Below are 22,963 nucleotides of genomic sequence, written 5' to 3'. Positions count from 1 at the left end.
TCTCTCTTTCCGTCAGATCGCCACGGACTGAAGCTTCTTGCGACGGCCATAGATCAGCGTCGCCAGCGCGCGCGAGACGGTGATCGAGGTGAACATCGAGGCGAAGATGCCGATGATCATGGTCAGCGCGAAGCCCTTGAGCGGGCCGGTGCCGAACGCATACAGCGCGATGCCCACGATCAGGCCGGTCAGGTTGGCATCCATGATGGTGTGGGAGGCGCGGTCGTACCCCATCGCAATGGCCGCCTTGGGCGGGACGCCCAGGCGCAGTTCCTCGCGAATACGCTCGTTGATCAGCACATTGGCGTCTACCGACAGGCCCACCGACAGCGCCAGACCGGCAAAACCCGGCAGGGTCATGGTGGCCCCGAACAGCGACATGACCGCCACCACGATGATGAGATTGAACAGCAGCGCGACCGAGGTGATCAGGCCGAACATGCGGTAGTAGATGCCGAAGAACACCAGGGTGAACAGGAACGAGAACACCACCGCCTTGACACCGCGCGCCACGTTTTCTTTGCCCAGGCTGGGGCCGATCACGTATTCCTCGACGAAATCCATCGGCGCGGCCAGCGAACCGGCGCGCAGCAGCTTGGACAGGTTCTCGGCCTCGGTGCGCTCAAGGCCGGTGGTCTGGAACTGCTTGCCGAACACGCCCTGGATGTTGGCCACGGAGATCACTTCCTCCTTGACCTTGAAACTGCGCACTTCCTTGCCGTCCACCATGGTGACCTGCGGGATGCGCTCGGTGTACACCACCGCCATCGGCTTGCCGACATTGGCGCTGGTGAAATCGAACATGCGCTGACCGCCCACCGAGTTCAGGGTGACGCTGACCGCCGGCATGCCGTTCTGGTCGGTGGACACACTGGCCGCCACCATCTGATCACCGGTGACGATCACGCGCTTGTTGAGCAGGATCGGGCGCCCGGCGCGGTCGCGGTAGAGTTTGGCCTCAGGCGGAATGCGGCCGGTATCGGCCGCTTCCTGCGCATTGCCCTCCACCACCGCGCGGTATTCCAGGGTGGCAGTAGCGCCGATCATGCGCTTGGCCTCGGCAGTGTCCTGCACGCCGGGTAGTTCGACCACGATGCGATCATCACCCTGGCGCTGGATGATCGGCTCGGCCACGCCCAGCTCGTTGACGCGGTTGCGCAGGGTGGTCAGGTTCTGCTCGATCGCGCTGTTGGCAATCTGCTGCATCTCGGCCTGTGGCACCCGGACCAGAAGGCTGCCATCGGGACCACTGGAATAGGTCAGGGTCGGCTGCGCCTTCACCAGCGCAGCGCGCGCTTTGACGGCGTCTTCGGGATTGGCCAGCACCACACGCAGAGAATCGCTTCCGCTGCGCTCCACCGAGCGGTAAGCCACGCGTGCTTCGCGCAGGGTGCTGCGGATATCGTCGGCGAATGCGTCGAAACGCTTGTCGATGGCGGCTTTCTTGTCCACCTGCAGCGCGAAGTGCACGCCTCCCACCAGGTCCAGACCCAGCACCATCGGCTTGCCCCCCAGGCGACTGAGCCAGGACGGCACCGTGGAGGCCAGGTTCAGCGCGACCGTATAGCCGTCCCCCAAGCGCTCGCGAATCGCGTTGTTGGCAGTGGTCTGGTCTTCCAGCGAGTTCAGCCGCACCACCAGGTTGTCGCCTTCTTTCGCGATCGCCTTGGGCGTCACTTTGGCATCGGCCAGGATCTTCTCCACCTTCGACTTCAGTGCATCGTCGATCTGCGCGCCACGGTTGGGCGTGATCTGTACGGACGGATCCTTCTGGTAGATGTTCGGGAGCGCGTACAGCACGCTCAGCGCCAGCACCAGGAGGATGACGAAGTACTTCCAACGCGGGAATTCAAGCATTGCTTAGATCCTGCTCGACGCCGGCAGGGCGTCAGGTCTGGACGAATCGAAAGTGAAGTCGATGAAGGCTCAGGCCGACTTCAGCGTACCTTTGGGCAGCACATTGAGGATGGCGCCTTTCTGCACCCGCAACTGCACGCCGTTGGCGACCTCCAGCGTCACGAAATGATCGCCAATCGCTGCCACGGTGCCGGCCAGCCCGCCATTGGTGACGACTTCATCGCCCTTGGCCAGCTTCTCCAGCATCGCCCGGTGCTCCTTCTGCCGCTTCATCTGCGGGCGGATCATCAGCAGGTACATGATCACGATCAGCACCACTGGGAACAGCAAGGTGGACAGCAGGCTGCCCTGCGCCGGAGCGGCGCCAGCCGCTTGGGCATGGGCGACGGGAATCAGCAAATCGAGCGGGTTCATTCGCAAATCCATGAAAAAAAAAGAGAGGCTGGCCGAGGCCAGCCGCGGATTATGCCACGGCTGGCGTCGTTTCCCGCCCGGCCGCCTGACCAGACGCGACCGGAGGCTAACCGCGGCGCGCGGCGTAGAAGGACTCGCGGAACTCGGCAAAGGCGCCCGTCGCGATCGCGTCGCGCATCTGCGCCATCAGCCGCTGGTAGTAGCGCAGGTTGTGCAGGGTCCCCAGGATCGGCCCCAGCATCTCGTTGCAGCGGTCGAGGTGGCGCAGATAGCTGCGGGAGAAGCCGCCGGCGCAGGCCACGCAGTCGCAACCCTCCTCGATCGGCCGCAGGTCGTGCTCGTACTGGCTGTTGCGCACGCGCACCACGCCGGTCGCGGTGAAGAAATGGCCATTGCGGGCATTGCGGGTGGGCATCACGCAGTCGAACATGTCGATGCCGCGCGCCACCGCCTCCACCAGGTCCTCCGGCCGGCCCACGCCCATCAGGTAGCGCGGACGGTCAGCCGGCAGCTGCGGGCAGGTGTGGTCGAGCATGGCGTTGCGCTCGTGCTCGCTCTCGCCCACCGCCAGTCCGCCGACCGCATAGCCGTCGAAGCCGATCTGCTGCAATCCTTGCGCCGAGCGCGTGCGCAGGTCGTGGTGCACGCCGCCTTGGACGATGCCGAACAGCGCCGCGTCGTTGCCCTCGTGCGCGCGCTTGCTGCGCTCGGCCCAGCGCAGCGAGAGCTCCATCGACTTCTCGACCACCCGCCGATGCACCGGCTGGCCGTGCTTGTCGTGCACCGGCGGACACTCGTCGAAGATCATCACGATGTCGCTGCCCAGCACCTTCTGGATGTGCATGGACTCCTCAGGCCCCAGGAACACCTTGCGGCCGTCGGTGGGGGCGGCGAAGGTCACGCCGGCCTCGGTGATCTTGCGCCGATGCGCGAGCGAGAACACCTGAAAGCCGCCGGAGTCGGTGAGGATCGGCCCGTCCCAGCGCGCGAAGCCGTGCAGGCCGCCGTGCGCCGCGATCACCTCCAGCCCCGGCCGCAGAAACAGATGAAAAGTGTTGCCAAGGATGATCTGCGCGCCGAGATCGCGCAGTTGCTGCGGCAGCACGCCTTTGACCGACCCGTAGGTGCCCACCGGCATGAACGCCGGGGTTTCGATGGCCCCGCGCGGGAAACTGATGCGCCCGCGGCGGGCCGCGCCATCGGTCTTCAGCAGCTGGAACTGCATGCGGCTCATGCGCCGGCCTCCTGCGGCCACAGCAGCATGGCATCGCCATAGCTGAAGAAGCGGTAGCGCTGGCGCACCGCGTGTTCGTAGGCGGCAAAGATGCGCTCCTTGCCGGCGAAGGCGGACACCAGCATCAACAGGGTGCTTTCGGGCAGATGGAAGTTGGTCAGCAGCGCGTCGATGCTGCGGATGCGATAGCCGGGAAAAATGAAAATGCTGGTGTCGCCGGCAAACGGCTGCAGCACATCGCCCACCATCGCACTCTCCAGCGCCCGCACCACGGTGGTGCCCACCGCGATGACCCGGCCACCGGCCGCGCGCGTGCGCCGCACCTGCTCCACCAGCGCCGCGCCCACGTTGATCCATTCGCTGTGCATGCGGTGGGCACGCACGTCCTCCACCCGCACCGGCTGGAAGGTGCCGGCGCCGACGTGCAGGGTGATGTGACCGATCCCGATCCCACGCGCCCGCAGCGCCTCCAGCAGCGGGGCGTCGAAATGCAGGCCGGCGGTGGGCGCGGCCACCGCGCCGGCCTCGCGCGCGAAGATGGTCTGGTAACGCTCGGCATCGGCCTTGTCGGGCGAGCGCTCGATATAAGGCGGCAGCGGCAGCTGACCGGCGTGCTGCAGCCAGTCCGCAAGCGTCCCGTCCACGTGGAAGCGCAGCGTCCAGAAGCCGTCATCACCGCGGGCGAGCACCTCGGCCTCACCGCCCGCGTCCAGCGCGATCCGGCTGCCCACCTGCGGCGGCTTGCTCACGCCCAGCTGCGCGCGCGCGGCGTTGTCCGGCAGCAGACGCTCGATCAGGATCTCCACCCGCCCGCCGGTGGCCTTGGCGCCGAACAGCCGCGCCGGGATCACCCGGGTGTCGTTGAACACCAGCAGATCCCCGGGCCGCAGCAGCGTCGGCAGATCGCGCACGTGCAGATCTTCGAAGGGCGCCGCGCCCGGCGGCACGTGCAGCAGGCGGCTGGCCGAGCGCTCCGGCAGCGGCGCCTGCGCGATCAGCTCGGGCGGAAGGTCGTAGTGGAAATCGGAGGTCTTCAACGGCGTGCGACGACGGTACGGACGGAGCCGCCTATTGTAGGCGCCCGCGCTGACGCCACCTGCGGCGTCAGCGCTCGAACTTGGTCGAGAGGATGATCGAGGTATTGGTGCGCTCCACCCCATCGATCGCGCCGATGCGGTCGGTCAGCACGTCCATCTCGCCTACGCTCGCGGTCACTGCCAGCGCGATCAGGTCGTTGTCGCCGCTGATCGAATACAGCACGCGCACCTCGTGCATCGCCTGCAATGCCCGCACCACCGCCGCCATCTGCTTCGGCCGGACCGTGATGAGGATGTGCGCGCGAATGCGGTTGCGCTCCAGCTCGTCGTCGATGCGCACGGTGTAGCCGCGGATCACCCCCTGCTGCTCCAGACGGGCGATTCGGTTCTGCACGGTGGTGCGCGACAGCCCCAGGCGGCGAGCGATGTCGGCAGTGGCGGCGCGGGCGTCCTCGCGGAGCAGGGACAGCAGCTGTTCGTCGGCGGCGGAGATTCTCATATCGACGAATGATATCGTCGATTCGACAAAAATACTCGTCATTCAAGGCGAATCCACCCTACCGAATGACAGGCGACCCCGGATAATGGAGGTTTGCCCGGCCGCCTCCCGCGGCCATGGCCCCAGACGGGAGACGCACCATGAGCCTGATCGACACCCTCGCCCCACTGCGCGCCCACGGCGGCACCCGCACCACCGGCCTGGACGACACCACCATTCTGGCCTTCGCCGAGCGCGACCCACAGCTGGGCGAGGCCATCGCCGCGGCCGCCGCCGGCTATGCCAACGTACGCAGCGAGTTCCCCGAACTGCTGGACCTGGACGAGGATGCCCAGCGCGCCAAAGTGCAGGAGGGCTTCGTCAACTTCTACTCGCAGGACAATGCCAACCCCTACGTGGCGCTGGCCGCGCGCGGCCCGTGGATCGTCACTCTGAAGGGCGCGGTGCTGTACGACACCGGCGGCTACGGCATGCTCGGCCTCGGCCACACGCCGACGGCGGTGATCGCGGCGATGGCGCGCCCGCAGGTGATGGCCAACATCATGACCCCGCACGTGGCGCAGCTGCGTTTTGCCAGCGCCATGCGCCGCGAGATCGGGCAGACCCGCGGCGGCTGCCCGTATGCGGCCTTCATGTGCCTGAACTCCGGCTCGGAATCGGTGTCGCTGGCGGCCCGCATCGTGGATGCCAATGCCAAGCTCATGACCGACCCTGGCGCCCGCCACGCCGGCAAGACCATCAAGCGGCTGGTGGTGAAGGGCGCCTTCCACGGCCGCACCGAGCGTCCGGCGCTGTATTCCGACTCCACCCGCAAGACCTATATCCAGCACCTGGCCAGCTTCCGCGGCGAGGATTCGGTGATCGCGGTGCCGCCGTACGACATCGACGCCCTGCGCAAGGTGTTCGCCGAGGCCGATGCCAACGGCTGGTTCATCGAGGCGATGTTCCTGGAGCCGGTGATGGGCGAAGGCGACCCCGGCCGCAGCGTGCCGGTGGCGTTCTACAACGCCGCGCGCGAGCTCACCCGCGCCCACGGCAGCCTGCTGCTGGTGGACTCGATCCAGGCCGGCCTGCGCGCCACCGGCTACCTGTCGATCGTGGACTACCCCGGCTTCGAGGGCATCGAAGCCCCGGACATGGAGACCTACTCCAAGGCGCTCAACGCCGGCCAGTACCCACTGTCGGTGCTGGCGGTGAACGAGCATGCCGCCAGCCTCTACAAGCGCGGCCTGTACGGCAACACCATGACCGCCAACCCGCGCGCGCTGGAGGTGGCCTGCACCGTGCTGGCGCAGCTCACCCCCGCCCTGCGCGAGAACATCCGCGCCCGCGGCCGCCAGGCCCTGGCCCTGCTGGAAGCGCTGAAGGCCGAGCTGGGTGGACCGATCACCAAGGTGCAGGGCACCGGGCTGCTGTTCTCCTGCGAACTCACCCGCGAGTTCAAGGGCTACGGCACCGGCTCCACCGAGGAGTGGCTGCGCGAACACGGCATCGGCGTGATCCACGGCGGCGAGAACTCGCTACGCTTCACCCCGCACTTTGCAATCACCGAGGACGAGCTGAAGCTGGTGGTGAGCATGGTCAAGCGCGCGATCCTGGAAGGCCCGCGCGTGACGCAGACCGTCGCGGCCTGATCCGCCCGTTCCTGTGCAGCGCCCTTGCGGGGCGGCCTGAAGGCCGCCCCGTCTGTTTTTGCGCGATCCATCCCGCTACGCTGGCGGCATGAAAACCGTCGTCGTCGATCATCCGCTGGTCCGCCACAAGCTCGGCAAGCTGCGCGACATCAGCACCGATCCCGTCCACTTCCGCCAGCTGGCCGGCGAAATCGCGGGGCTGCTGGCGTTCGAGGCCACCCGCGACCTGCCGACCGAGCAGATAACGGTGCAGACCTGGGCCGGCCCGCTGCAAGTGGAGCACGTGCGCGGCGAACATCTCACCCTGGTGCCGATCCTGCGCGCCGGCCTCGGCTTCCTGCCCGGCGTGCAGGCCCTGCTGCCGGCGGCGCCGGTGAGCGTGGTCGGCCTGCGCCGCAACGAGACCACCCACCGCCCGGAAGGGTATTACCAGCGCCTAGCCGACCGCATGCACGAGCGCACAGCGCTGCTAATCGACCCGATGCTGGCCACCGGCGGCAGCGCGATCGCCGCCATCCAGCTGCTGAAGGAGGCCGGCTGTCGGCGGATCAAGGCGATCTTCCTGGTCGCCGCGCCAGAAGGCCTGCACGCGCTGGAGGCCGCCCACCCCGAGATCGAGGTGTACGTCGCCGCGATCGATGAGCGCCTGGATGAAAATGCATACATCCGCCCAGGCCTCGGCGACGCCGGCGACCGCCTGTTCGGAACGCCGGTGGATTGAGTGATCGTCTTCAAAATCAAGCGCCATACAGCCAGTTTTTGCAAGGCATGTTGGTTCTGATGATGGCGTTGAGCGCGTTCAACGCACTTGCGCTTGTAGGCCACTAGCGCAACCCTGCCTGGGCATCTTGCCGGCGGCGATCAGCCGCGCATTTGGGGCCGCTGCTGGAGGCGCTCGACGCCCCGGCGACATGAGACCGCCGCACTGGCTGGAGCGCGATCGCCCGATCAGAGCTGGTGAACGATGTGCATCGCGAACCGGGACGCGATGACGCAGGCGCTGCATACGCACACCCGCGCCAGCGACTTCAGCGGGCGCTTCGGCGGCGAGAGTTCTGCATGCTGATCCAAGGCCTCGACCGCGAAACCGCGGCGCGCCACCTGGAGGCCCTGCGCGAGGCGCTGCAGGCGCTTCAGATCGACATCGACGGCTGCCCGCTGCGCATCACCATCAGCCTCGACGCCTGCCAGCGCGACGCGCAGTTCCCCAACCTGCACAAACTGCTTGGCGAGGCCGACCGCCACCTGTACCTGGCCAAGGCCGGGGGGCGCAACCAGCTGCGCGGGCTGGAGCCGGGCTAAGTCAGCGCGCGGCAGCGGGCGGCGCGGCGTGGTGCACGCCCGCCACCGCGCGCCCGGACGGATCGGCCATCGCCGCGAACGCGGCATCCCAGGCGATCGCCGCCGGCGATGAGCAGGCGATCGATTTCCCGCCCGGCACCGTCTGCGCCGCGGCCTGCCCGGGGAAGAACTGCTCGAACAGATGCCGGTACCAGTAGGCTTCCTTGGTCTGCGGCGGATTGACCGGAAAGCGCGCGGCTGCGGCGGCCAGCACGCGGTCGGAGACCTGCGCCTCGGCATGCGCCTTGAGGCCGTCGATCCAGCCATAGCCCACGCCGTCGCTGAACTGCTCCTTCTGCCGCCACAGGATCTCGTCCGGCAGATACCCGGCGAACGCAGCGCGCAGCACGCCCTTCTCCATCCGCTGCGGCCCGGGGTCGCCCTTGCGCACCATCTTGAACGCGGCGTCCATGCGCATCGCCACCTCGATGAACTCGACGTCCAGGAACGGCACCCGCGCCTCCACGCCCCAGGCCATCATCGCCTTGTTCGCGCGCAGGCAGTCGAACTGGTGCAAGGCCTCCAGCTTGCGCACCAGCTCCTCGTGGAAGGCGCGCGCATCCGGTGCCTTGTGGAAGTAGAGGTAGCCGCCGAACAGCTCGTCGCTGCCCTCGCCGGACAACACCATCTTCACCCCCATCGCCTTGATCCGGCGCGCTAGCAGGAACATCGGGGTGGACGCGCGGATGGTGGTGACGTCGTAGGTCTCGACATGACGGATCACCTCCGGCACCGCGTCCAGGCCTTCCTCGAAGGTGTATTCGAAGCCGTGATGCACGGTGCCCAGTGCGCGCGCGGCGACCTCGGCGGCCGCGAGGTCCGGCGACCCCTTCAGCCCGATCGCGAAGCTGTGCAGGCGCGGCCACCACGCCTCGGACCGGTCGCCGTCCTCGATGCGGTGGCGTGCGTAACGCGCGGCCACCGCCGCCACCAGCGAGGAATCCAGCCCGCCCGACAGCAGCACTCCGTAGGGCACGTCGGTCATCAGCTGCCGCCGCACCGCGGCTTCGAGCGCCGCGCGCAGCTCCACCAGCGGCACTTCCACGCCTTCCACCGCCTGGTAGTGACGCCATGCCGGCGCGTAATACTTCACCAGCTCGCCGGTCGCGCTGTCATACCAGTGGCCGGGCGGGAACGGCGCCACGTCGGCGCAGTCGTCCACCAGCGCCTTCATCTCCGAGGCCACCCGCAGGCGACCTTCCGCATCGTGCCCCCAGTACAGCGGCACCACGCCGATCGGGTCGCGCGCGATGAGCACGCGCCCGCGCGCGCGGTCCCACAGCGCGAACGCGAAGATGCCGTTGAGGCGGTTCAGGAATGCCGCCGGATCGTCTTCGCGGTACAGCGCGTTGATCACCTCGCAATCGGAGCCGGTCTGGAATGCGTATGGCTGGCGCAGCGCGTCCTTCAGCGCGGCGTGGTTGTAGATCTCGCCGTTGACCGCCAGCACCAGTGCGCCGTCTTCCGACAGCAGCGGCTGCGCGCCACCGGCCGGATCGACGATGGCCAGGCGCTCGTGGACCAGGATGGCGCCGGCGTCCAGGTGGATGCCGCTCCAGTCCGGCCCGCGGTGGCGCTGCCGGCGGGAACGGTCGAGCGCCTCGCGGCGCAGGGCATGGAGGTCGTCGCCGGGCTGCAGCCCGAAGATTCCGAAGATGGCGCACATGGGGAGGTCCTTGTCGTGGGTTGGCGGGCGTGCAACGAAAAAGCCCGCATCTTGCGATGCGGGCTTGGGAGGGATTCGGCTTGCTGTCTGCTTCGCCTAGGCGCGGGCCCGCCGCCGCGCACGCTGGTGGGCGCCGCGATTATTGCGGTTGAGGGAAATCGCGCTGGCGCGGCGGGAAGGCATGGATCAACTATTGCACGCCCGCCGCGGCGCGCGCAAGCGGCGGCTCAGGCACACAGCAGGCGTTCCATCAGCGCCTCGTACAGCGCAGGCAGGCGCTCGAGGTCGGCCACGCGCACGTGTTCATCCACCTGGTGGATGCTGGCGTTGACCGGGCCGATCTCGATGCACTGCGCGCCCAGCGGGGCGATGAAGCGCGCATCCGAAGTCCCGCCGCCGGTGCTCTCCTCCGGCGGGTGGCCGGCGAACCCGGTGAGCACCGCGCGCGCGACCGCACGCAGGCGGCCTTCCGGGGTGTAGAACGGCTCGCCGCCACGGTGCCAGTGCAAAACGTAGTCCAGTCCATGCGCGCGCAGCACCGCCTCGCATTCGGCTTCCAGCTGCTCCGCCCGCCAGTGCGGGTTGTAGCGCAGGTTGAACAGCACCGTGAGTTCGCCCGGGATCACGTTGTTGGCGCCGGTACCGGCATGCACGTTGCTGATCTGCAGGCTGGTCGGCGGGAACGATTCATAGCCATCGTCCCAGCGCCGCGCAGCCAGTTCCGCCAGCGCCGGCAGCGCCTGGTGGATCGGGTTGCGCGCCTTCTCCGGATAGGCCACGTGGCCCTGGATGCCGCGCACCGTCAGCGTGGCCGACAGCGTGCCGCGCCGGCCGACCCGCAGCAGGTCGCCCAGCGTCTGCTTCGAGGACGGCTCGCCGGTGATGCACCAGTCGATGCGCTCGCCGCGTTCGCGCAGCACCTGCGCGACCTTGCGCACGCCGTCGATGGCTTCGCCCTCCTCGTCCGAGGTCAACAGCAAGGCCACCGTGCCCGGATGGTCCGGATGCGCGGCGACGAAACGCTCCAGCGCCACCACGAAGGCCGCCACGCTGCCCTTCATGTCGGCGGCGCCGCGCCCGTACAGCAAGCCGTCGCGCACCTCGGGAACGAACGGATCGCTGGCCCAGGCCGCACGCGGACCGGGCGGCACCACGTCGGTATGGCCCAAGAGCAGCAGCACCGGGCCGCCGCGGCCGTGGCTGGCCCAGAGGTTGTCCACGTCGCCAAAGCGCAGATGTTCAATGGAAAAGCCCGCGGCCCGCAGGCGCTGCGCGATCACTGCCTGGCAGCCGGCATCCTCCGGCGTCACCGACGGGCGGGCGATGAGGTCGCACGCCAGCGCCAAAACCTCATTCATGCCTCGCTCCTGCCCGCTGCCGAACGCAGGCGCCGTCCCGCATTGCGCGACTGCTGCCAGATTGCCATCAGCGCTGCGCCGATCAAGGCCCCGAAAAAGGCGACCCGCAGTTCTGGGCCGATGTTGTCATGCCAGCCGAACAGCCATTCGCCGCCGGCCAAGGCCAAGAAGAAGCCCGCCACTGCCCCCGCGCAGGCGCCCAACAGCCCCGCCGCGAGCACGCGCAGCGTCTCCATCAGCCGATCCCGAACAGCTTCTTGAAGCCGTTGTCGGAAAAACCTTGCGCGATGGTGCCGTCGTCCAGCACCACCACCGGCCGCCGGATCAGCTGCGGGTACTCACGCAGCAAGAGCTTCCATTCGGCGTCGCTGCCCGGCGCCTTGCGGTTGGCAGGCAGCTGCCGCCAGGTGGTCGAGGATTTGTTGATGAGCGCATCCCAGCCGCCCACCGCTTCTTTCCAGGCGATCAGCGTTTCCGGCGCCGGCCGCGCGTCGCGGTAGTCCACGAACGCATGCGGCACGTCGAAGCGCTTCAGCCAGTTGAGCGCCTTCTTGCAGGTATCGCAGTTCTTCAGTCCGTACAGGGTCGCGGCCATGTCAGTGCTTCACCACCGGCAGTTCGAGGTAGCTGGGAGCAGCGGCGGAATGATGCACGGCGTTGTCCGCCACCACCATCTCGCTCTCGGTTTCGTTCGGCCCGCCGGTATTGAGGTTGCGCGCGAACTTGGGGAAGTTGGAGCTGGTGATCTCCACCCGGATGCGGTGGCCTTTGCCGAACTGGATCGAAGTGGTGATCGGGGTCGGCCTGAGCATGTACACCTGCCCGGGCTGCATCATCTCCGGCTTGAGATAGCCGTCGCGGTAACGCGCGCGCAGGATGGTGTCGCCGATGATCCAGGCGGTGCCATCGGGCGCCACGTCCACCAGCTTCACCGCGAAATCGGTGTCCTTGGCGCTGGAGGCCACGTGCAGCACCGGCTGCACGAAGCCGGTGACCTCCAGCGGCTGCTCCAGCGGCGTGCTGGTGTACACCAGCACGTCGTGGCGGGCCTCGACCGGGCGCTGATCGAATGCCCCCGACACCACCAGCCCGCCATTGCAACAGTCACCACCGCCGATCGTGGGCACCGGGTTAGCCGGGTCGTAGCGATAGCGGTCCGCGGGCTCCTGGCCGCGCGGAGCCTCGAAGCTCAGCACGCCATCACCGTCCAGCGAGTTCGCGCGCCCCTGCGAGTGCAGGTACAGCCGCACCGGCTGCGCTGCCTTTGGCGGCCACTGCGCATCGGACTGCCAGCGGTTCAAGCCCATGGTGAAGTAGCGCACGTGCGGCGTGCTGTCCGGGAAAGCCTTGGGCTGGTTCTTCAGCCAGCGGTCGAAAAAGGCCCAGATCTGCTGGTCCACCGGGAAGCTGGCGTCGCCCATCTCGCGGTCGCCAACCTTGTAGTTCTTGCCCAGGCGCGCGAACTGGCAGTGTGGGTTGGGGCCCACCACCACATACTGATGGGCGCTGGCTTCGGGATCGGTGTTGACGCTGCGCGCATGATTGAAGAGCGCCATGTTGGGGCCGATCGAGACGTCGTACCAGCTGTTGAACCACAGCGCCGGCACGCCCCAGCCCATGGAATCGTCATACAGGCCGCCAGTCTTCCAGGCCGGATCGCCCGGCGTGCGCGCGATCTGCTGCTCGAACATGCCGGGCGGCTCGCCCAGCGAGGACAGCAGGCTGGCGTAGGGCAGGTGCCAGATGTGCTTCTTCCAGTCCACCTCGGGCTTTTTCGCATCGAGGTCGTTGTACTGGGCGATACGCGCGCGCAGCGGGCCGGTGACCGAATCGGGGATCTGCGCGCGCAGCGGGTTGTCCACGCCGTACATCCACACCGCGAACAGGGTGCGCGGCACGCCGCCGGTGAAGAAGTTGCCCTGCTCCCAGAACGGCCCGACCTTGCCGATGCCCGCGCCCGCCGCCATCGGCACCATCGCCGCGTGCGCCGGGTGGTTCATCGCGGCCAGCGCCAGCTGCCATTCCGCCGACGACGAGCAGCCCAAGGTGCCGACCTTTCCATTCGACCACGGCTGCCTGGCGATCCAGCTGAGCATGTCGTAGCCGTCGGTCTGCGGATAGCCCAGGATCTCGTACTTGCCCTGGCTGAAATAGCGGCCGCGCTCGTTCTGCACGATGAAGACATAGCCACGGCGTACCGCCTCCACCGCGAAACGGGCGGTGCTGCCGCGCGGGACGTGCTCGTTGTACGGCGTCTTCCACAGGATGGTGGGCAGCGGCCCGGTGGCACCCTTCGGCCGCCAGATATTGGTGGACAGCCCGATGCCGTCGCGCATCGGCACCAGCACGGCGATGTCGGCATCCGCGATGTCGGCCAACTCCGCACGCAGCCCATCGTCGCTATAGCGCGCAAGATCTTGCCCGGCGTGAGCCGCGGCCACCGCCACCGCAGCGGACAGCGCAAGCGTCAGCAAGGTCGTCTTCTTCATTGTCAGTCCCCTCGATCCGCGGATGCTGGCGGCCGGTATGCCACAGCCTGGCCGCGGCGGCCACTGCCGACGGTCACGGCCTCAATCCGCCAGCCCCCGCAGCAGCTCGTTGACGCTGGTCTTGCTGCGGGTCTTCTCGTCCACCTGCTTGACGATCACCGCGCAGTACAGCGAGTGGCTGCCGTCGGCCGCCGGCAGCGCACCTGCCACCACCACGCTGTACGGCGGCACCCGGCCATAGCTGATTTCGCCGGTCATGCGGTTGTAGATGCGGGTGCTCTGGCCGAGGAACACGCCCATGCCGATCACGCTGTGATGGCCGACCACGACCCCCTCCACCACCTCCGAGCGCGCACCGATGAAGCAGTGGTCCTCGATGATGGTGGGGCTGGCCTGCAGCGGCTCCAGCACGCCGCCGATGCCGACCCCGCCGGACAGGTGGCAGCCCTTGCCGATCTGCGCGCAGCTACCAACTGTGGCCCAGGTATCCACCATCGTGCCCTCGCCCACGTAAGCGCCGATGTTGACGAAGCTCGGCATCAGCACCACGTCTTTGCCGATGTAGCTGCCCGCGCGCACCACCGCGCCCGGCACCACGCGCGCGCCCAGCTGGCGGAACGCGGCCGCATCGAAGCCGGCGAAGCGCGCCGGCACCTTGTCCCAGAACGGCGCGGGCGAGGCGTCCACCACCGCCATGTCCTGGGTGCGGAAGTACAGCAGCACCGCCTTCTTCAGCCACTCGTTGACCCGCCAGCCGCCGTTGCCATCGGGCTCGGCCACGCGCAGCTCACCGCGCTCCAGGCCGGCGATGGCCTGCTCCACCGCCGGGCGCACGCGCAGGGCGATCTCGTCGGCGGTCAGCTCGGCGCGACGCTCCCAGGCATCGTCGAGGGTGGCGCGCAGTGAATCGGTGTCGAATGAGGTCATCGCATGTCTCCGTCGATCGCTGCCAGCAGCGCGCCACGCAGGGCATCGCGACGCTCCGGCGGCAAGGGGTGATTGTGGGCATCGCTGACCAGCAGCAGGTCTTCGGCGCGCTCGCCGAAGGTGGCGATCCGCGCATCGTGCACGCGCAGGCCATGTTCGCGCAGGACATGGGCGACATCGGCCAGCAGCCCGGGGCGATCCGTGCAGATCAGCTCGATGCGGGTGCCCTGCGCCATGTCGGTGAAATCCAGCTGCGGCTTCACCCGGAAATGGCGCAGATGCTGCGGCTGGCGACGCCGGGTCGGACGTAGGTGGCCGAGGTCGCCGACCAGGGCGCGTGCCAAGGCCTGCTCCAGCAGGGCTGGCTCCGGGGCCTGGCGCTGCTCCGCCGGCAGCAGGTGGAAGGTATCGAAGATGGTGCCGTCCGGGCCGTCCAGCACGCGCGCCTGCAGCACGCTCATGCCCAGGCGGTCGAGGGTGATCACGATCGCAGCGAACAGGCCGTCGCGGTCGGGCATGTGCACCAGCAGCTCCAGCCCGTCGCGGCCATCGCGGCCCAGGATCGCGCGCGCCGCCACCACCGGCTGCCCGGGCGCAGCCTTGCACAGCGCATTCGCCTGCCAGGCGATCTGGTCGGCGCGGCTGCGCAGGAAGTTTTCCTCCGGCATGCGGGCAAACAAGGCATGGATGGTCGCCTCCTCCTTACCCTCTGCCAGCAGCAGAGCGCGCGCGGCCTCGCGGTTCTCGGCAATGCGCTCCGCCACCGCCACCGGCTGGCCCAGCCCGCGCCGCAGCGCCAGTCGGGTTGCGGCATACAAATCCGCCAGCAGGTGATCCTTCCAGCTGTTCCACAGCTTGGGCGAAGTTCCGGCGATATCGGCGCAGGTCAGCAGATACAGCGCATCCAGGCGCTGGCGATCCGCCACCTCGACCGCGAAACGATGGATCACTTCGGGATCGGTGATGTCCTGTTTCTGCGCAGTCACCGACATCAGCAAATGCTTGCGCACCAGCCACTCCACCAGCGCGGTGTCGGCCTCGGACAGCCCATGCGCCACGCAAAACGCGCGCGCATCGGCGGCGCCCAGCTCCGAATGATCGCCGCCGCGGCCCTTGCCGATGTCATGGAACAGCCCGGCCAGCAGCAGCAACTCGGGCTTGCGCAGCGACGGCCAGACCTGGTGCGCGATCGAAAAGCGCGGATCCGGCTGGCCGCTGGCAAAGCGCTCCAGATTGCGCAGCACCGCCAGCGTGTGCTGATCCACGGTGAATGCGTGGAACAGGTCGAACTGCATGCGCCCGGATACGCGCTGGAACGCCGGAATCCAGCGCCCGAGCACTCCGGCGCGCGCCATCCGTTCCAGCGTGCGCACCGGCTGCGGGCCGCGCAGCAGGGCCAAAAATGCCGCGCGCAGCGATTCCGGCGCATCCTCATAGGCCGGAATCTGCGGCAGTTCCTGCGCCAACACCCGTGCGGTCTGCGAATGCAGCCCGCGCAGAGTGGGATCGGCTGCCCATGCCGCGAACAGCGCGAATATGTGCGCCGGGTCCGCGGCCAGCCAGCCGGACGAACGCGCCGCCAGATAGCCCCCGCGACGCTCGAAGTGCGCATCGATCGGCTCCGCCACGATGACGCCCGCGAAATGCTCCTCGAGCCGCTGCAGCAGCCGATCTCCAATCCGGCGCACGACCGCCGCGCTGCGATAAAACTCCTGCATCATCTGCTCGACGGCGAGGGCTTGCGCCTGGTCGCGATAGCCCAAGCGCTGCGCCAGCGCCTTCTGATAATCGAAGCGCAGCCGCTCTTCGCGCCGGCCAGCGACCAGATGCAAGCCATAGCGCAGCCGGCACAGCGCGCGCCGCTCGCGCTCCAGCGCCGCCGCCTCGTCCCAGCCCAGCCGACCAAGCTCGATCAGGCGATCGAGCGCATGCACGCCGAAACTGCGCAGGGCCAGCCAGCCGAGGACGTGGAGATCGCGCAGGCCGCCCGGGCCATCCTTGAGATTGGGCTCGAGGTTGTCGGAGGTATCGCCGAAGCGCGCATGACGCTGCCGCAGCTCCTCGAGCTTGGCCTGGAAATAGGCATCCGCAGGCCACACCCGCGTCGGCGCGATCGCCTCTGCCAGTGCAGCGGTGGCATCCGCATTGGCATGCAGCGGTCGCGCCTCCATCAAGGCGGTCACCACGCTCAGGTCGGCCGCGGCTTGCGTGCACTGCGTAAGTGAGCGCACCGCATGGCTGGCCTCCAGCCCGGCATCCCACAACAGGGCGAAGAACCGCGCGATTTCCGCCTCATGCGCGCGCTGCGCACCGGGTTCGGCCAGTACCAGCAAGTCGATGTCGGAATATGGGAACAGCTCGCCGCGCCCATAGCCGCCAACCGCCAGCAGTGCCAGCGGCGCATCTTCCGCAAAGCAGCGCTTCCAGGCCGCGCGCACCTGCGCATCGACCGCGCGTGCGCGCAGGGCGATCAAGCGATCGGCGGGATGCCCGGTATCGAAACGCCGCGCCAGGCGCGCATCCACTTGGGCCAATGCCGCCCGCGCCGTCGCCGCCCAGGCCGCGTCCTCGCCCGCCGCCACGCTCACGGCCCGCTGCTCACAGCTCGTTGTCATCCCCTGGCAGGCGAGTCAGGATCTCCACCCCGTCGCGGGTGACGGCCACGGTGTGCTCCCACTGGGCCGACAGCTTGCGGTCCTTGGTCACCACCGTCCAGCCGTCCGGCAGCAGGCGAGTATGGCGGCTCCCCTCGTTGATCATCGGCTCGATGGTGAAAGTCATGCCTTCCTGCAGCACCAGCCCCTCGCCAGGACGGCCATAGTGCAGCACCTGCGGATCGTCGTGATAGACCTTGCCGATGCCGTGCCCGCAATATTCACGCACCACCGAAAAGCGGTGTGACTCGGCATAGCTTTGAATCGCATGTCCGATATCGCCGAGCGTGGCGCCGGGCCGCACCGCGCGGATGCCGCGGAACATCGCCTCGCGGGTGACCTCGACCAGACGCCTGGCCATCACCGAGGGCGTGCCCACGTAGTACATGCGGCTGGTGTCGCCGTGCCAGCCGTCCTTGATGACGGTGACGTCGATATTGAGGATATCGCCGTCCTTGAGCACCTTGGTCGGACTGGGGATGCCGTGGCAGATCACGTTGTTGACCGAGGTGCACACGGTTTTCGGGAACCCCCTGTAGCCGAGATTGGCCGGGATCGCGCCCTGGACGTTGACGATGTGATCAAAGCAGATGCGGTCGAGCTCCTCGGTGGTCACCCCAGGCTTCACGTACGGAGCGACCACCTGCAGCACTTCGGCAGCCAGGCGGCCGGCCTCGCGCATCTTCTCGATCTCGGCGGGGGTCTTCAGATGAATGGTCATGGCGAGATTATCGCGCATTTGCCCGCCCCACGCGCCGCCGCTATACTTGCCATGCTTTACGCCGCCACGCCGGGCGACACCGGCGAATCCACACCCATCGGCAATCCCTGCTCCGGGGTGCCCGCGCAGGCGGGTTCGGTAGCAGTGACGATGGGGAGGCCCAACCCCGGGATCCAGCGCCCGCCGCGTGCGGCACGGCGCAGCGCCACCATTTCCCGGCGCGGATTCCACCACATCGGAGTTTCTGCAATGCCCCAGATCACCATGCGCCAGATGCTGGAAGCCGGCGTCCACTTCGGCCACCAGACCCGCTACTGGAATCCGAAGATGGCCCCTTACATCTTCGGCGCCCGCGGCAAGATCCACATCATCAATCTCGAAAAGACCGTCCCGCTGTTCAACGACGCGATGAACTTCATCAGCGGCGTAGCCCAGAAGCGCGGCATCGTCCTGTTCGTCGGCACCAAGCGCAGCGCGCGTGAGGCGATCAAGGAGGAAGCCGAGCGTTGCGGTATGCCGTACATGACCCAGCGCTGGCTGGGCGGCACCCTGACCAACTTCGCCACCGTGAAGAAGTCGGTCGCGCGCCTGAAAGAGCTGGAGGCCGCCGAAACCGATGGCACCTTCCAGAAGCTGGTGAAGCACGAAGTGATGGCGCTGCGCCGCGAGCGCGAGAAGCTGGAAGCCAGCCTGGGCGGCATCAAGGACATGCAGCGGCTGCCCGACGCGCTGTTCGTGATCGACATCGGTCACGAAGACATCGCCATCAAGGAAGCCAAGAAGCTGGGCATCCCGGTGGTGGCGGTGGTCGATACCAACTACGACCCGACCCTGGTCGATTACGCCATTCCCGGCAACGACGACGCCATCCGCGCCATCCAGCTGTATGCCCGCGCCGCTGCCGATGCGGTGCTGGAAGGCAAGGCTGCCGCGCCTGGCGCGGCCGTGGTGCGCGAAGAGGAGTTCGCCGTCGCAGGCGAGGACGAGGAACCCGCCAAGCCAGCCCGCCGCAACGGCAAGAAGGGCGAGTAATCATGCGGTCACGCGGCCGCGCCATCCTGCGCGGCCGTCGTTTCGTATCTGCCCGGCATTCCCACCCGGGCCGGCAGGCGATCGAAAGTCCCCACATCCACCGGCCGGCTCTGCATGTGCAGGAATGCCGCTTTACAACATCGAGAGGCAACCCCAATGGCTGAAATCACCGCTTCCCTCGTGAAGGAACTGCGCGAGCGCACCGGCGCCGGCATGATGGAGTGCAAGAAGGCGCTCACCGAAAACAATGGCGACATCGACGCTGCGGCGGAGTGGCTGCGCAAGCAGGGGCTGGCCAAGGCCGACAAGAAGGCCAACCGCGTCGCTGCCGAAGGCCGCATCGCCGCGGCCCAGGACGGCGGCAAGGCCGTGCTGGTCGAAGTCAACTGCGAAACCGACTTCGTGGCCAAGGACAGCAACTTCATCGCCCTGTGCGAGGGCGTGGCCCAGGCCGCGCTGACTTCCGGCAGTACCGACGTGGAAGCCCTGAAGGCCGCCAAGCTGCCCTCCGGCGAGACCGTCGAGGAAGCCCGCGCCGCCGCCGTCGCCAAACTGGGCGAGAACGTCCAGGTGCGGCGCCTGGTGCGCATGGACACCGCCAATCACGTCGCCGCTTACGTCCACGGCGGCAAGATCGGCGTACTGGTCGAGCTGGCGGGCGGCAATGCCGAACTGGCGCGCGGTCTGGCCATGCACGTAGCGGCGATGAACCCCCCCTACAACAAGGCCGCCGACGTGCCGGCCGAGTTCATCGCCAAGGAAAAGGAAATCGAGCTGGCCAAGATGAGCGAGAAGGACAAGGCCAAGCCGGCCGAAATCCTGGAGAAGATCATCAGCGGCAAGCTCAACAAGATCGTCAACGAAGTCACTCTGTACGGCCAGCCGTACGTGCTGGACAGCGACAAGACCGTCGAGGCGGTGGTCAAGGCCGCCGGCGCCGACGTCATCGGCTTTAAGCGCCTGGTGGTCGGTGAGGGCATCGAAAAGGTCCAGGAAGACTATCTGGCCGAAGTTGCCAAGGCCATGCAGGTCTGATCCCGGCTGCAAAGCTTGACCGAAGCCACGAAAACCCGCCGTTTGGCGGGTTTTTCGTTTGCCTGCTGAGCGCTGCGTGCCTTGCCTGTGCATACTATCCATTCAGGATTGGAGACTGCCGCGCGATGCGACCGGAACTGGAAGCCACACTGCTGCATTGCCGCAACCTGCCGTCACCGCCGGGGCTGGCACTGCAGATCATCGAGCTTGCGCAAGACCCCAACGCCACCCTGGCCGACGTCGGCCGGGTCGTAGAGTTGGATCCAGGCCTGAGCGCGCGCCTGCTGCGCATGGCCAACTCCCCTTTGTATGCCACCCGCCGGCGCGCCCATACGCTGGTGCAGGTGATGTCCACCCTCGGCCTCAATGCGACCTTGAGCCTGGCGCTCGGATTCACCCTGATGCACGGCCTGCGCGGCCGCCACGGCAGCACCCAGCTGCAGGAGCACATCTGGCGCCGCAGCGTGCTGTCAGCCCTGGCCGCGCGCACGCTCGGCCAGCATGCGGGTGCGGGCCGCGCGGACGTGCTGATGCTGGCCGGCCTGCTGCAGGACATGGGCCGGCTGGCGCTGCTGCAGGCGCTGACGGAAGGCTACGCCGCGCTCAGCGCCAAAGCCAACGGGAATGATGCGCTGGTCGCACTCGAACGCGCGCAGTACGGCAGCGATCACGCCGAGATCGGCGCCTGGCTGGCCGCGCGCTGGAACCTGCCGAGCCATCTGGTGGAGGCGATCGCCGCCAGCGAAGCCGAGCAACCGGCCCAGGACCCGCTGCTGCGCTGCGTCCAGGCCTCCGGCGCGATCGCCGACCTGTGGCTGGCCGGAAGCCAGCCGCCGGTCGAACTGATAGAGCAGGTGAACACCCGCATCGCGGCCTGCATCGACGCCTCCCACCTGGACGCGATCTTGTCCGAAATCGCCGCCGCGCTGCCGGATCTCAGCGGAGTGTTCGACATCCATATCGACAGCCCCGCGCACCTGCAAGCGATCGCCGAGCAGGCGCGCGAGGTGCTGCTCCTGCGCAACCTGCGCCAGATCCAGGAATTGGCGCAGGCGCGCGACGACGCGCAGGCGATGCGCGCGCGCATCCACCAGCTGGCCGAACAGGCGCAGCGCGACCCACTGACCGGAGCGTACAACCGTCTGCACCTGGAAGAAGCGCTGAGCCGAGCATTCGCCCTCGCCGGCCAGTCGCCGCTGGCGTTGGCCCTGATCGATCTGGATGATTTCAAGCAGATCAACGACCGCCACGGCCATCTGGTGGGCGACGAGGTATTGCGCAAGTTCGCGCAGTGCCTGCAATCGCGCCTGCGCGCGGACGATCTGTTGGCGCGCTACGGCGGCGAAGAGTTTTTGCTGATGCTGCCGCACTCGGACGAAGAGGCAGCGACTGCGGTGCTCCAGCGTTTGCTGGCGGCCGTCTCGCAGCAGCCGATGGCCGTGCTGGACGATGGACTGATCCATGTCACCTTCTCGGCAGGCATCGCCGTGCACAACGGTGCTCACGGTCGTTTCGACAGCGTGATGGGATTGCTGCAGGCCGCGGATGCCGCGCTGTATGCGGCCAAACGCAGCGGCCGCAACCGCATCCATCTGCATCGCGGATGAACCCGACGCCGGGCGAAGCGGCGGGAGGTGGACACGCTTTCCGCTAAAATCTCCGGGATTTTTCCAACGCCCGAGGCCCTGCCATGTCCGAACTCGCCTACCGCCGCATCCTGCTGAAACTCTCGGGCGAGGCGCTGATGGGCGAGGAGGATTACGGCATCGATCCAAAGGTGCTGACCCGGATCGCGCGCGAAGTGATCGAAGCGCGCGAGGCTGGCGCCGAGGTTGCGCTGGTGATCGGCGGCGGCAACATCTTCCGCGGCGCGGGCCTGGCCGCCAGCGGCATGGATCGGGTCACCGGCGACCACATGGGCATGCTGGCCACCGTCATCAACGCGCTGGCGATGCAGGATGCGCTGGAAAAACTCGGCGGCAAGTGTCGGGTGATGAGCGCGATCAAGATCAACGACGTGTGCGAGGACTACATCCGCCGCCGCGCCATACGCCATCTGGAGAAAGGCCGGATCACCATTTTCGCCGCCGGCACCGGCAATCCCTTCTTCACCACCGATTCCGGCGCCGCCCTGCGCGCGATCGAAATCGGCGCTGACCTGCTGCTGAAGGCGACCAAGGTGGACGGCGTGTACGACAAAGACCCGAACAAGCATGCCGATGCGGTCAAACTGGACGATCTGACTTACGACGAAGTAATCGGGCGCAATCTGCAGGTGATGGACACCGCCGCATTCGCCCTGTGCCGCGATGCCGGCCTGCCGCTACGTATCTTCGACATGGCCCAGCCCGGTGCGCTGCTGCGCATCCTGCGCGGCGAGCCGATCGGCACCCTGGTCCACGCCGGCGCCTGAGCGCACCCGCCGCCGCGCCCTGCAACTGCCACCTATAATGACCGGTTCGCAGAACATTTCCTTCGGAGCCACACCGCCATGTTGAACGAGATCAAGAAAGATGCGCAGGCCCGCATGGCCAAGAGCATCGAGGCGCTGCGCCACAATCTGGTCAAGGTCCGCACCGGACGCGCCTCCACCGGCCTGGTGGACTCGATCAAAGTGATGGCCTATGGCAGCGAAGTACCGCTCTCGCAGGTGGCCAGTGTGTCGGTGGCCGACGCGCGCACGCTCGTCATCACGCCGTGGGACAAGGCCGTGGTGGGCGCGGTGGAAAAGGCGATCCTCACCTCCGACCTGGGCCTGACCCCGAATACTGCCGGCACCACGATTCGCCTGAACCTGCCGGCGCTGACCGAGGAACGCCGCCGCGACCTGACCAAAGTCGTGCACGGCGAAGGGGAAGACGCCAAGGTGGCGATTCGCAACATCCGCCGCGACGCCAACCACCGGGTGAAAGAGCTGCTGAAAGACAAGCAGATCACCGAAGACGAGAGCGCACGCGCCGAGGCCGAGATCCAGAAGATCACCGACGCGGCGATCAAGGAAGTGGACGAGGTAGTGAAGGCCAAGGAAGCCGAGCTGATGGCCGTCTGAAGCGTTCGCCGTCCCC

At 67.6% G+C, this 22,963-nt stretch carries 22 protein-coding genes; 8 read left to right on the top strand and 14 right to left on the bottom strand.

Annotated elements, in window-relative coordinates; translation table 11 throughout:
- Positions 1–12: 12 nt before the first annotated feature.
- The 5 genes from secD to ML342_RS00265 all read right to left on the bottom strand — a co-directional run bounded on the left by secD (position 13) and on the right by ML342_RS00265 (position 5,041).
- The gene (gene secD / locus ML342_RS00285; protein WP_240124932.1) at positions 13–1,857 is read right to left on the bottom strand and encodes a protein translocase subunit SecD; all 1,845 of its coding nucleotides are present in this window, start codon (positions 1,855–1,857) and stop codon (positions 13–15) included.
- 69 nt (positions 1,858–1,926) lie between these two features.
- A complete protein-coding gene (gene yajC, locus ML342_RS00280; protein WP_240124931.1) occupies positions 1,927–2,271 on the bottom strand; it encodes a preprotein translocase subunit YajC in 345 nt (114 codons plus the stop codon).
- A 106-nt stretch (positions 2,272–2,377) separates the two neighbouring features.
- Entirely contained in the window at positions 2,378–3,505 is a 1,128-nt protein-coding gene (gene tgt / locus ML342_RS00275; protein ID WP_240124930.1) for a tRNA guanosine(34) transglycosylase Tgt, read from the bottom strand.
- Positions 3,502–4,542, bottom strand: a complete 1,041-nt coding sequence (gene queA / locus ML342_RS00270; RefSeq protein ID WP_240124929.1) for a tRNA preQ1(34) S-adenosylmethionine ribosyltransferase-isomerase QueA — start codon at positions 4,540–4,542, stop codon at positions 3,502–3,504. The genes tgt and queA overlap by 4 nt, the downstream gene beginning before the upstream one ends.
- 67 nt (positions 4,543–4,609) lie before the next feature.
- Complete coding sequence (locus ML342_RS00265; protein WP_240124928.1) at positions 4,610–5,041, bottom strand: Lrp/AsnC family transcriptional regulator; 432 nt, start codon at positions 5,039–5,041, stop codon at positions 4,610–4,612.
- Between the two features lie 140 nt (positions 5,042–5,181).
- Here ML342_RS00265 and ML342_RS00260 point away from each other — a divergent pair, with 140 nt between their 5' ends.
- The 3 genes from ML342_RS00260 to ML342_RS00250 all read left to right on the top strand — a co-directional run bounded on the left by ML342_RS00260 (position 5,182) and on the right by ML342_RS00250 (position 7,977).
- Positions 5,182–6,675 carry an aminotransferase class III-fold pyridoxal phosphate-dependent enzyme gene (locus ML342_RS00260; protein ID WP_240124927.1) on the top strand — a complete coding sequence of 498 codons (1,494 nt, stop codon included), beginning with the start codon at positions 5,182–5,184 and terminating at the stop codon, positions 6,673–6,675.
- Positions 6,676–6,763: 88 nt separating this feature from the next.
- Complete coding sequence (upp, locus tag ML342_RS00255; protein ID WP_240124926.1) at positions 6,764–7,396, top strand: uracil phosphoribosyltransferase; 633 nt, start codon at positions 6,764–6,766, stop codon at positions 7,394–7,396.
- A gap of 236 nt (positions 7,397–7,632) precedes the next feature.
- Complete coding sequence (locus ML342_RS00250; protein WP_338064961.1) at positions 7,633–7,977, top strand: GGDEF domain-containing protein; 345 nt, start codon at positions 7,633–7,635, stop codon at positions 7,975–7,977.
- Position 7,978: 1 nt separating this feature from the next.
- On the opposite strand, the gene asnB is transcribed toward ML342_RS00250, so the two are convergent.
- The 9 genes from asnB to ML342_RS00205 form a co-directional block, all read right to left on the bottom strand.
- Positions 7,979–9,682 (bottom strand): asparagine synthase B, encoded by a 1,704-nt coding sequence (asnB, locus tag ML342_RS00245; RefSeq protein WP_240124924.1) that lies wholly within the window; start codon positions 9,680–9,682, stop codon positions 7,979–7,981.
- Between the two features lie 227 nt (positions 9,683–9,909).
- Positions 9,910–11,040 (bottom strand): succinyl-diaminopimelate desuccinylase, encoded by a 1,131-nt coding sequence (dapE, locus tag ML342_RS00240; protein WP_240124923.1) that lies wholly within the window; start codon positions 11,038–11,040, stop codon positions 9,910–9,912.
- Positions 11,037–11,276, bottom strand: coding sequence for a hypothetical protein (locus ML342_RS00235; protein ID WP_240124922.1), 240 nt, complete (start codon positions 11,274–11,276; stop codon positions 11,037–11,039). Before ML342_RS00235 ends, dapE begins: the two co-directional genes overlap by 4 nt.
- Complete coding sequence (locus ML342_RS00230; RefSeq protein ID WP_240124921.1) at positions 11,276–11,635, bottom strand: Spx/MgsR family RNA polymerase-binding regulatory protein; 360 nt, start codon at positions 11,633–11,635, stop codon at positions 11,276–11,278. The genes ML342_RS00235 and ML342_RS00230 overlap by 1 nt, the downstream gene beginning before the upstream one ends.
- A 1-nt stretch (position 11,636) precedes the next feature.
- A complete protein-coding gene (locus ML342_RS00225) occupies positions 11,637–13,529 on the bottom strand; it encodes a CocE/NonD family hydrolase (protein ID WP_240124920.1) in 1,893 nt (630 codons plus the stop codon).
- Positions 13,530–13,610: 81 nt separating this feature from the next.
- Positions 13,611–14,456: a 2,3,4,5-tetrahydropyridine-2,6-dicarboxylate N-succinyltransferase gene (gene dapD / locus ML342_RS00220; protein WP_338064960.1), complete on the bottom strand. Its 846-nt coding sequence runs from the start codon at positions 14,454–14,456 to the stop codon at positions 13,611–13,613.
- Positions 14,453–17,071: a [protein-PII] uridylyltransferase gene (gene glnD / locus ML342_RS00215; RefSeq protein WP_240124919.1), complete on the bottom strand. Its 2,619-nt coding sequence runs from the start codon at positions 17,069–17,071 to the stop codon at positions 14,453–14,455. The genes dapD and glnD overlap by 4 nt, the downstream gene beginning before the upstream one ends.
- Positions 17,055–17,831 carry a type I methionyl aminopeptidase gene (gene map / locus ML342_RS00210; RefSeq protein ID WP_240124918.1) on the bottom strand — a complete coding sequence of 259 codons (777 nt, stop codon included), beginning with the start codon at positions 17,829–17,831 and terminating at the stop codon, positions 17,055–17,057. The genes glnD and map overlap by 17 nt, the downstream gene beginning before the upstream one ends.
- Positions 17,832–17,887: 56 nt before the next feature.
- A complete protein-coding gene (locus tag ML342_RS00205; protein WP_240124917.1) occupies positions 17,888–18,097 on the bottom strand; it encodes a hypothetical protein in 210 nt (69 codons plus the stop codon).
- On the opposite strand from ML342_RS00205, the gene rpsB reads away from it, so the two are divergent.
- The 5 genes from rpsB to frr all read left to right on the top strand — a co-directional run bounded on the left by rpsB (position 18,081) and on the right by frr (position 22,947).
- A complete protein-coding gene (gene rpsB, locus ML342_RS00200; protein WP_240124916.1) occupies positions 18,081–18,863 on the top strand; it encodes a 30S ribosomal protein S2 in 783 nt (260 codons plus the stop codon). The genes ML342_RS00205 and rpsB overlap by 17 nt on opposite strands.
- A gap of 156 nt (positions 18,864–19,019) precedes the next feature.
- The gene (gene tsf / locus ML342_RS00195) at positions 19,020–19,898 is read left to right on the top strand and encodes a translation elongation factor Ts (protein WP_240124915.1); all 879 of its coding nucleotides are present in this window, start codon (positions 19,020–19,022) and stop codon (positions 19,896–19,898) included.
- A 125-nt stretch (positions 19,899–20,023) separates the two neighbouring features.
- Positions 20,024–21,505 carry a sensor domain-containing diguanylate cyclase gene (locus tag ML342_RS00190; RefSeq protein ID WP_240124914.1) on the top strand — a complete coding sequence of 494 codons (1,482 nt, stop codon included), beginning with the start codon at positions 20,024–20,026 and terminating at the stop codon, positions 21,503–21,505.
- Between the two features lie 83 nt (positions 21,506–21,588).
- A complete protein-coding gene (gene pyrH / locus ML342_RS00185; RefSeq protein ID WP_240124913.1) occupies positions 21,589–22,311 on the top strand; it encodes a UMP kinase in 723 nt (240 codons plus the stop codon).
- A 78-nt stretch (positions 22,312–22,389) separates the two neighbouring features.
- Entirely contained in the window at positions 22,390–22,947 is a 558-nt protein-coding gene (gene frr / locus ML342_RS00180) for a ribosome recycling factor (RefSeq protein ID WP_240124912.1), read from the top strand.
- The last annotated feature ends 16 nt before the right edge of the window (positions 22,948–22,963 follow it).

Origin of the sequence: Thermomonas alba (assembly GCF_022419205.1) — a bacterium.
GTDB lineage: Bacteria > Pseudomonadota > Gammaproteobacteria > Xanthomonadales > Xanthomonadaceae > Thermomonas > Thermomonas alba.
The sequence above is the reverse complement of the archived record's forward strand: the minus strand, read 5'-3'. Positions and strand labels throughout refer to the sequence as shown.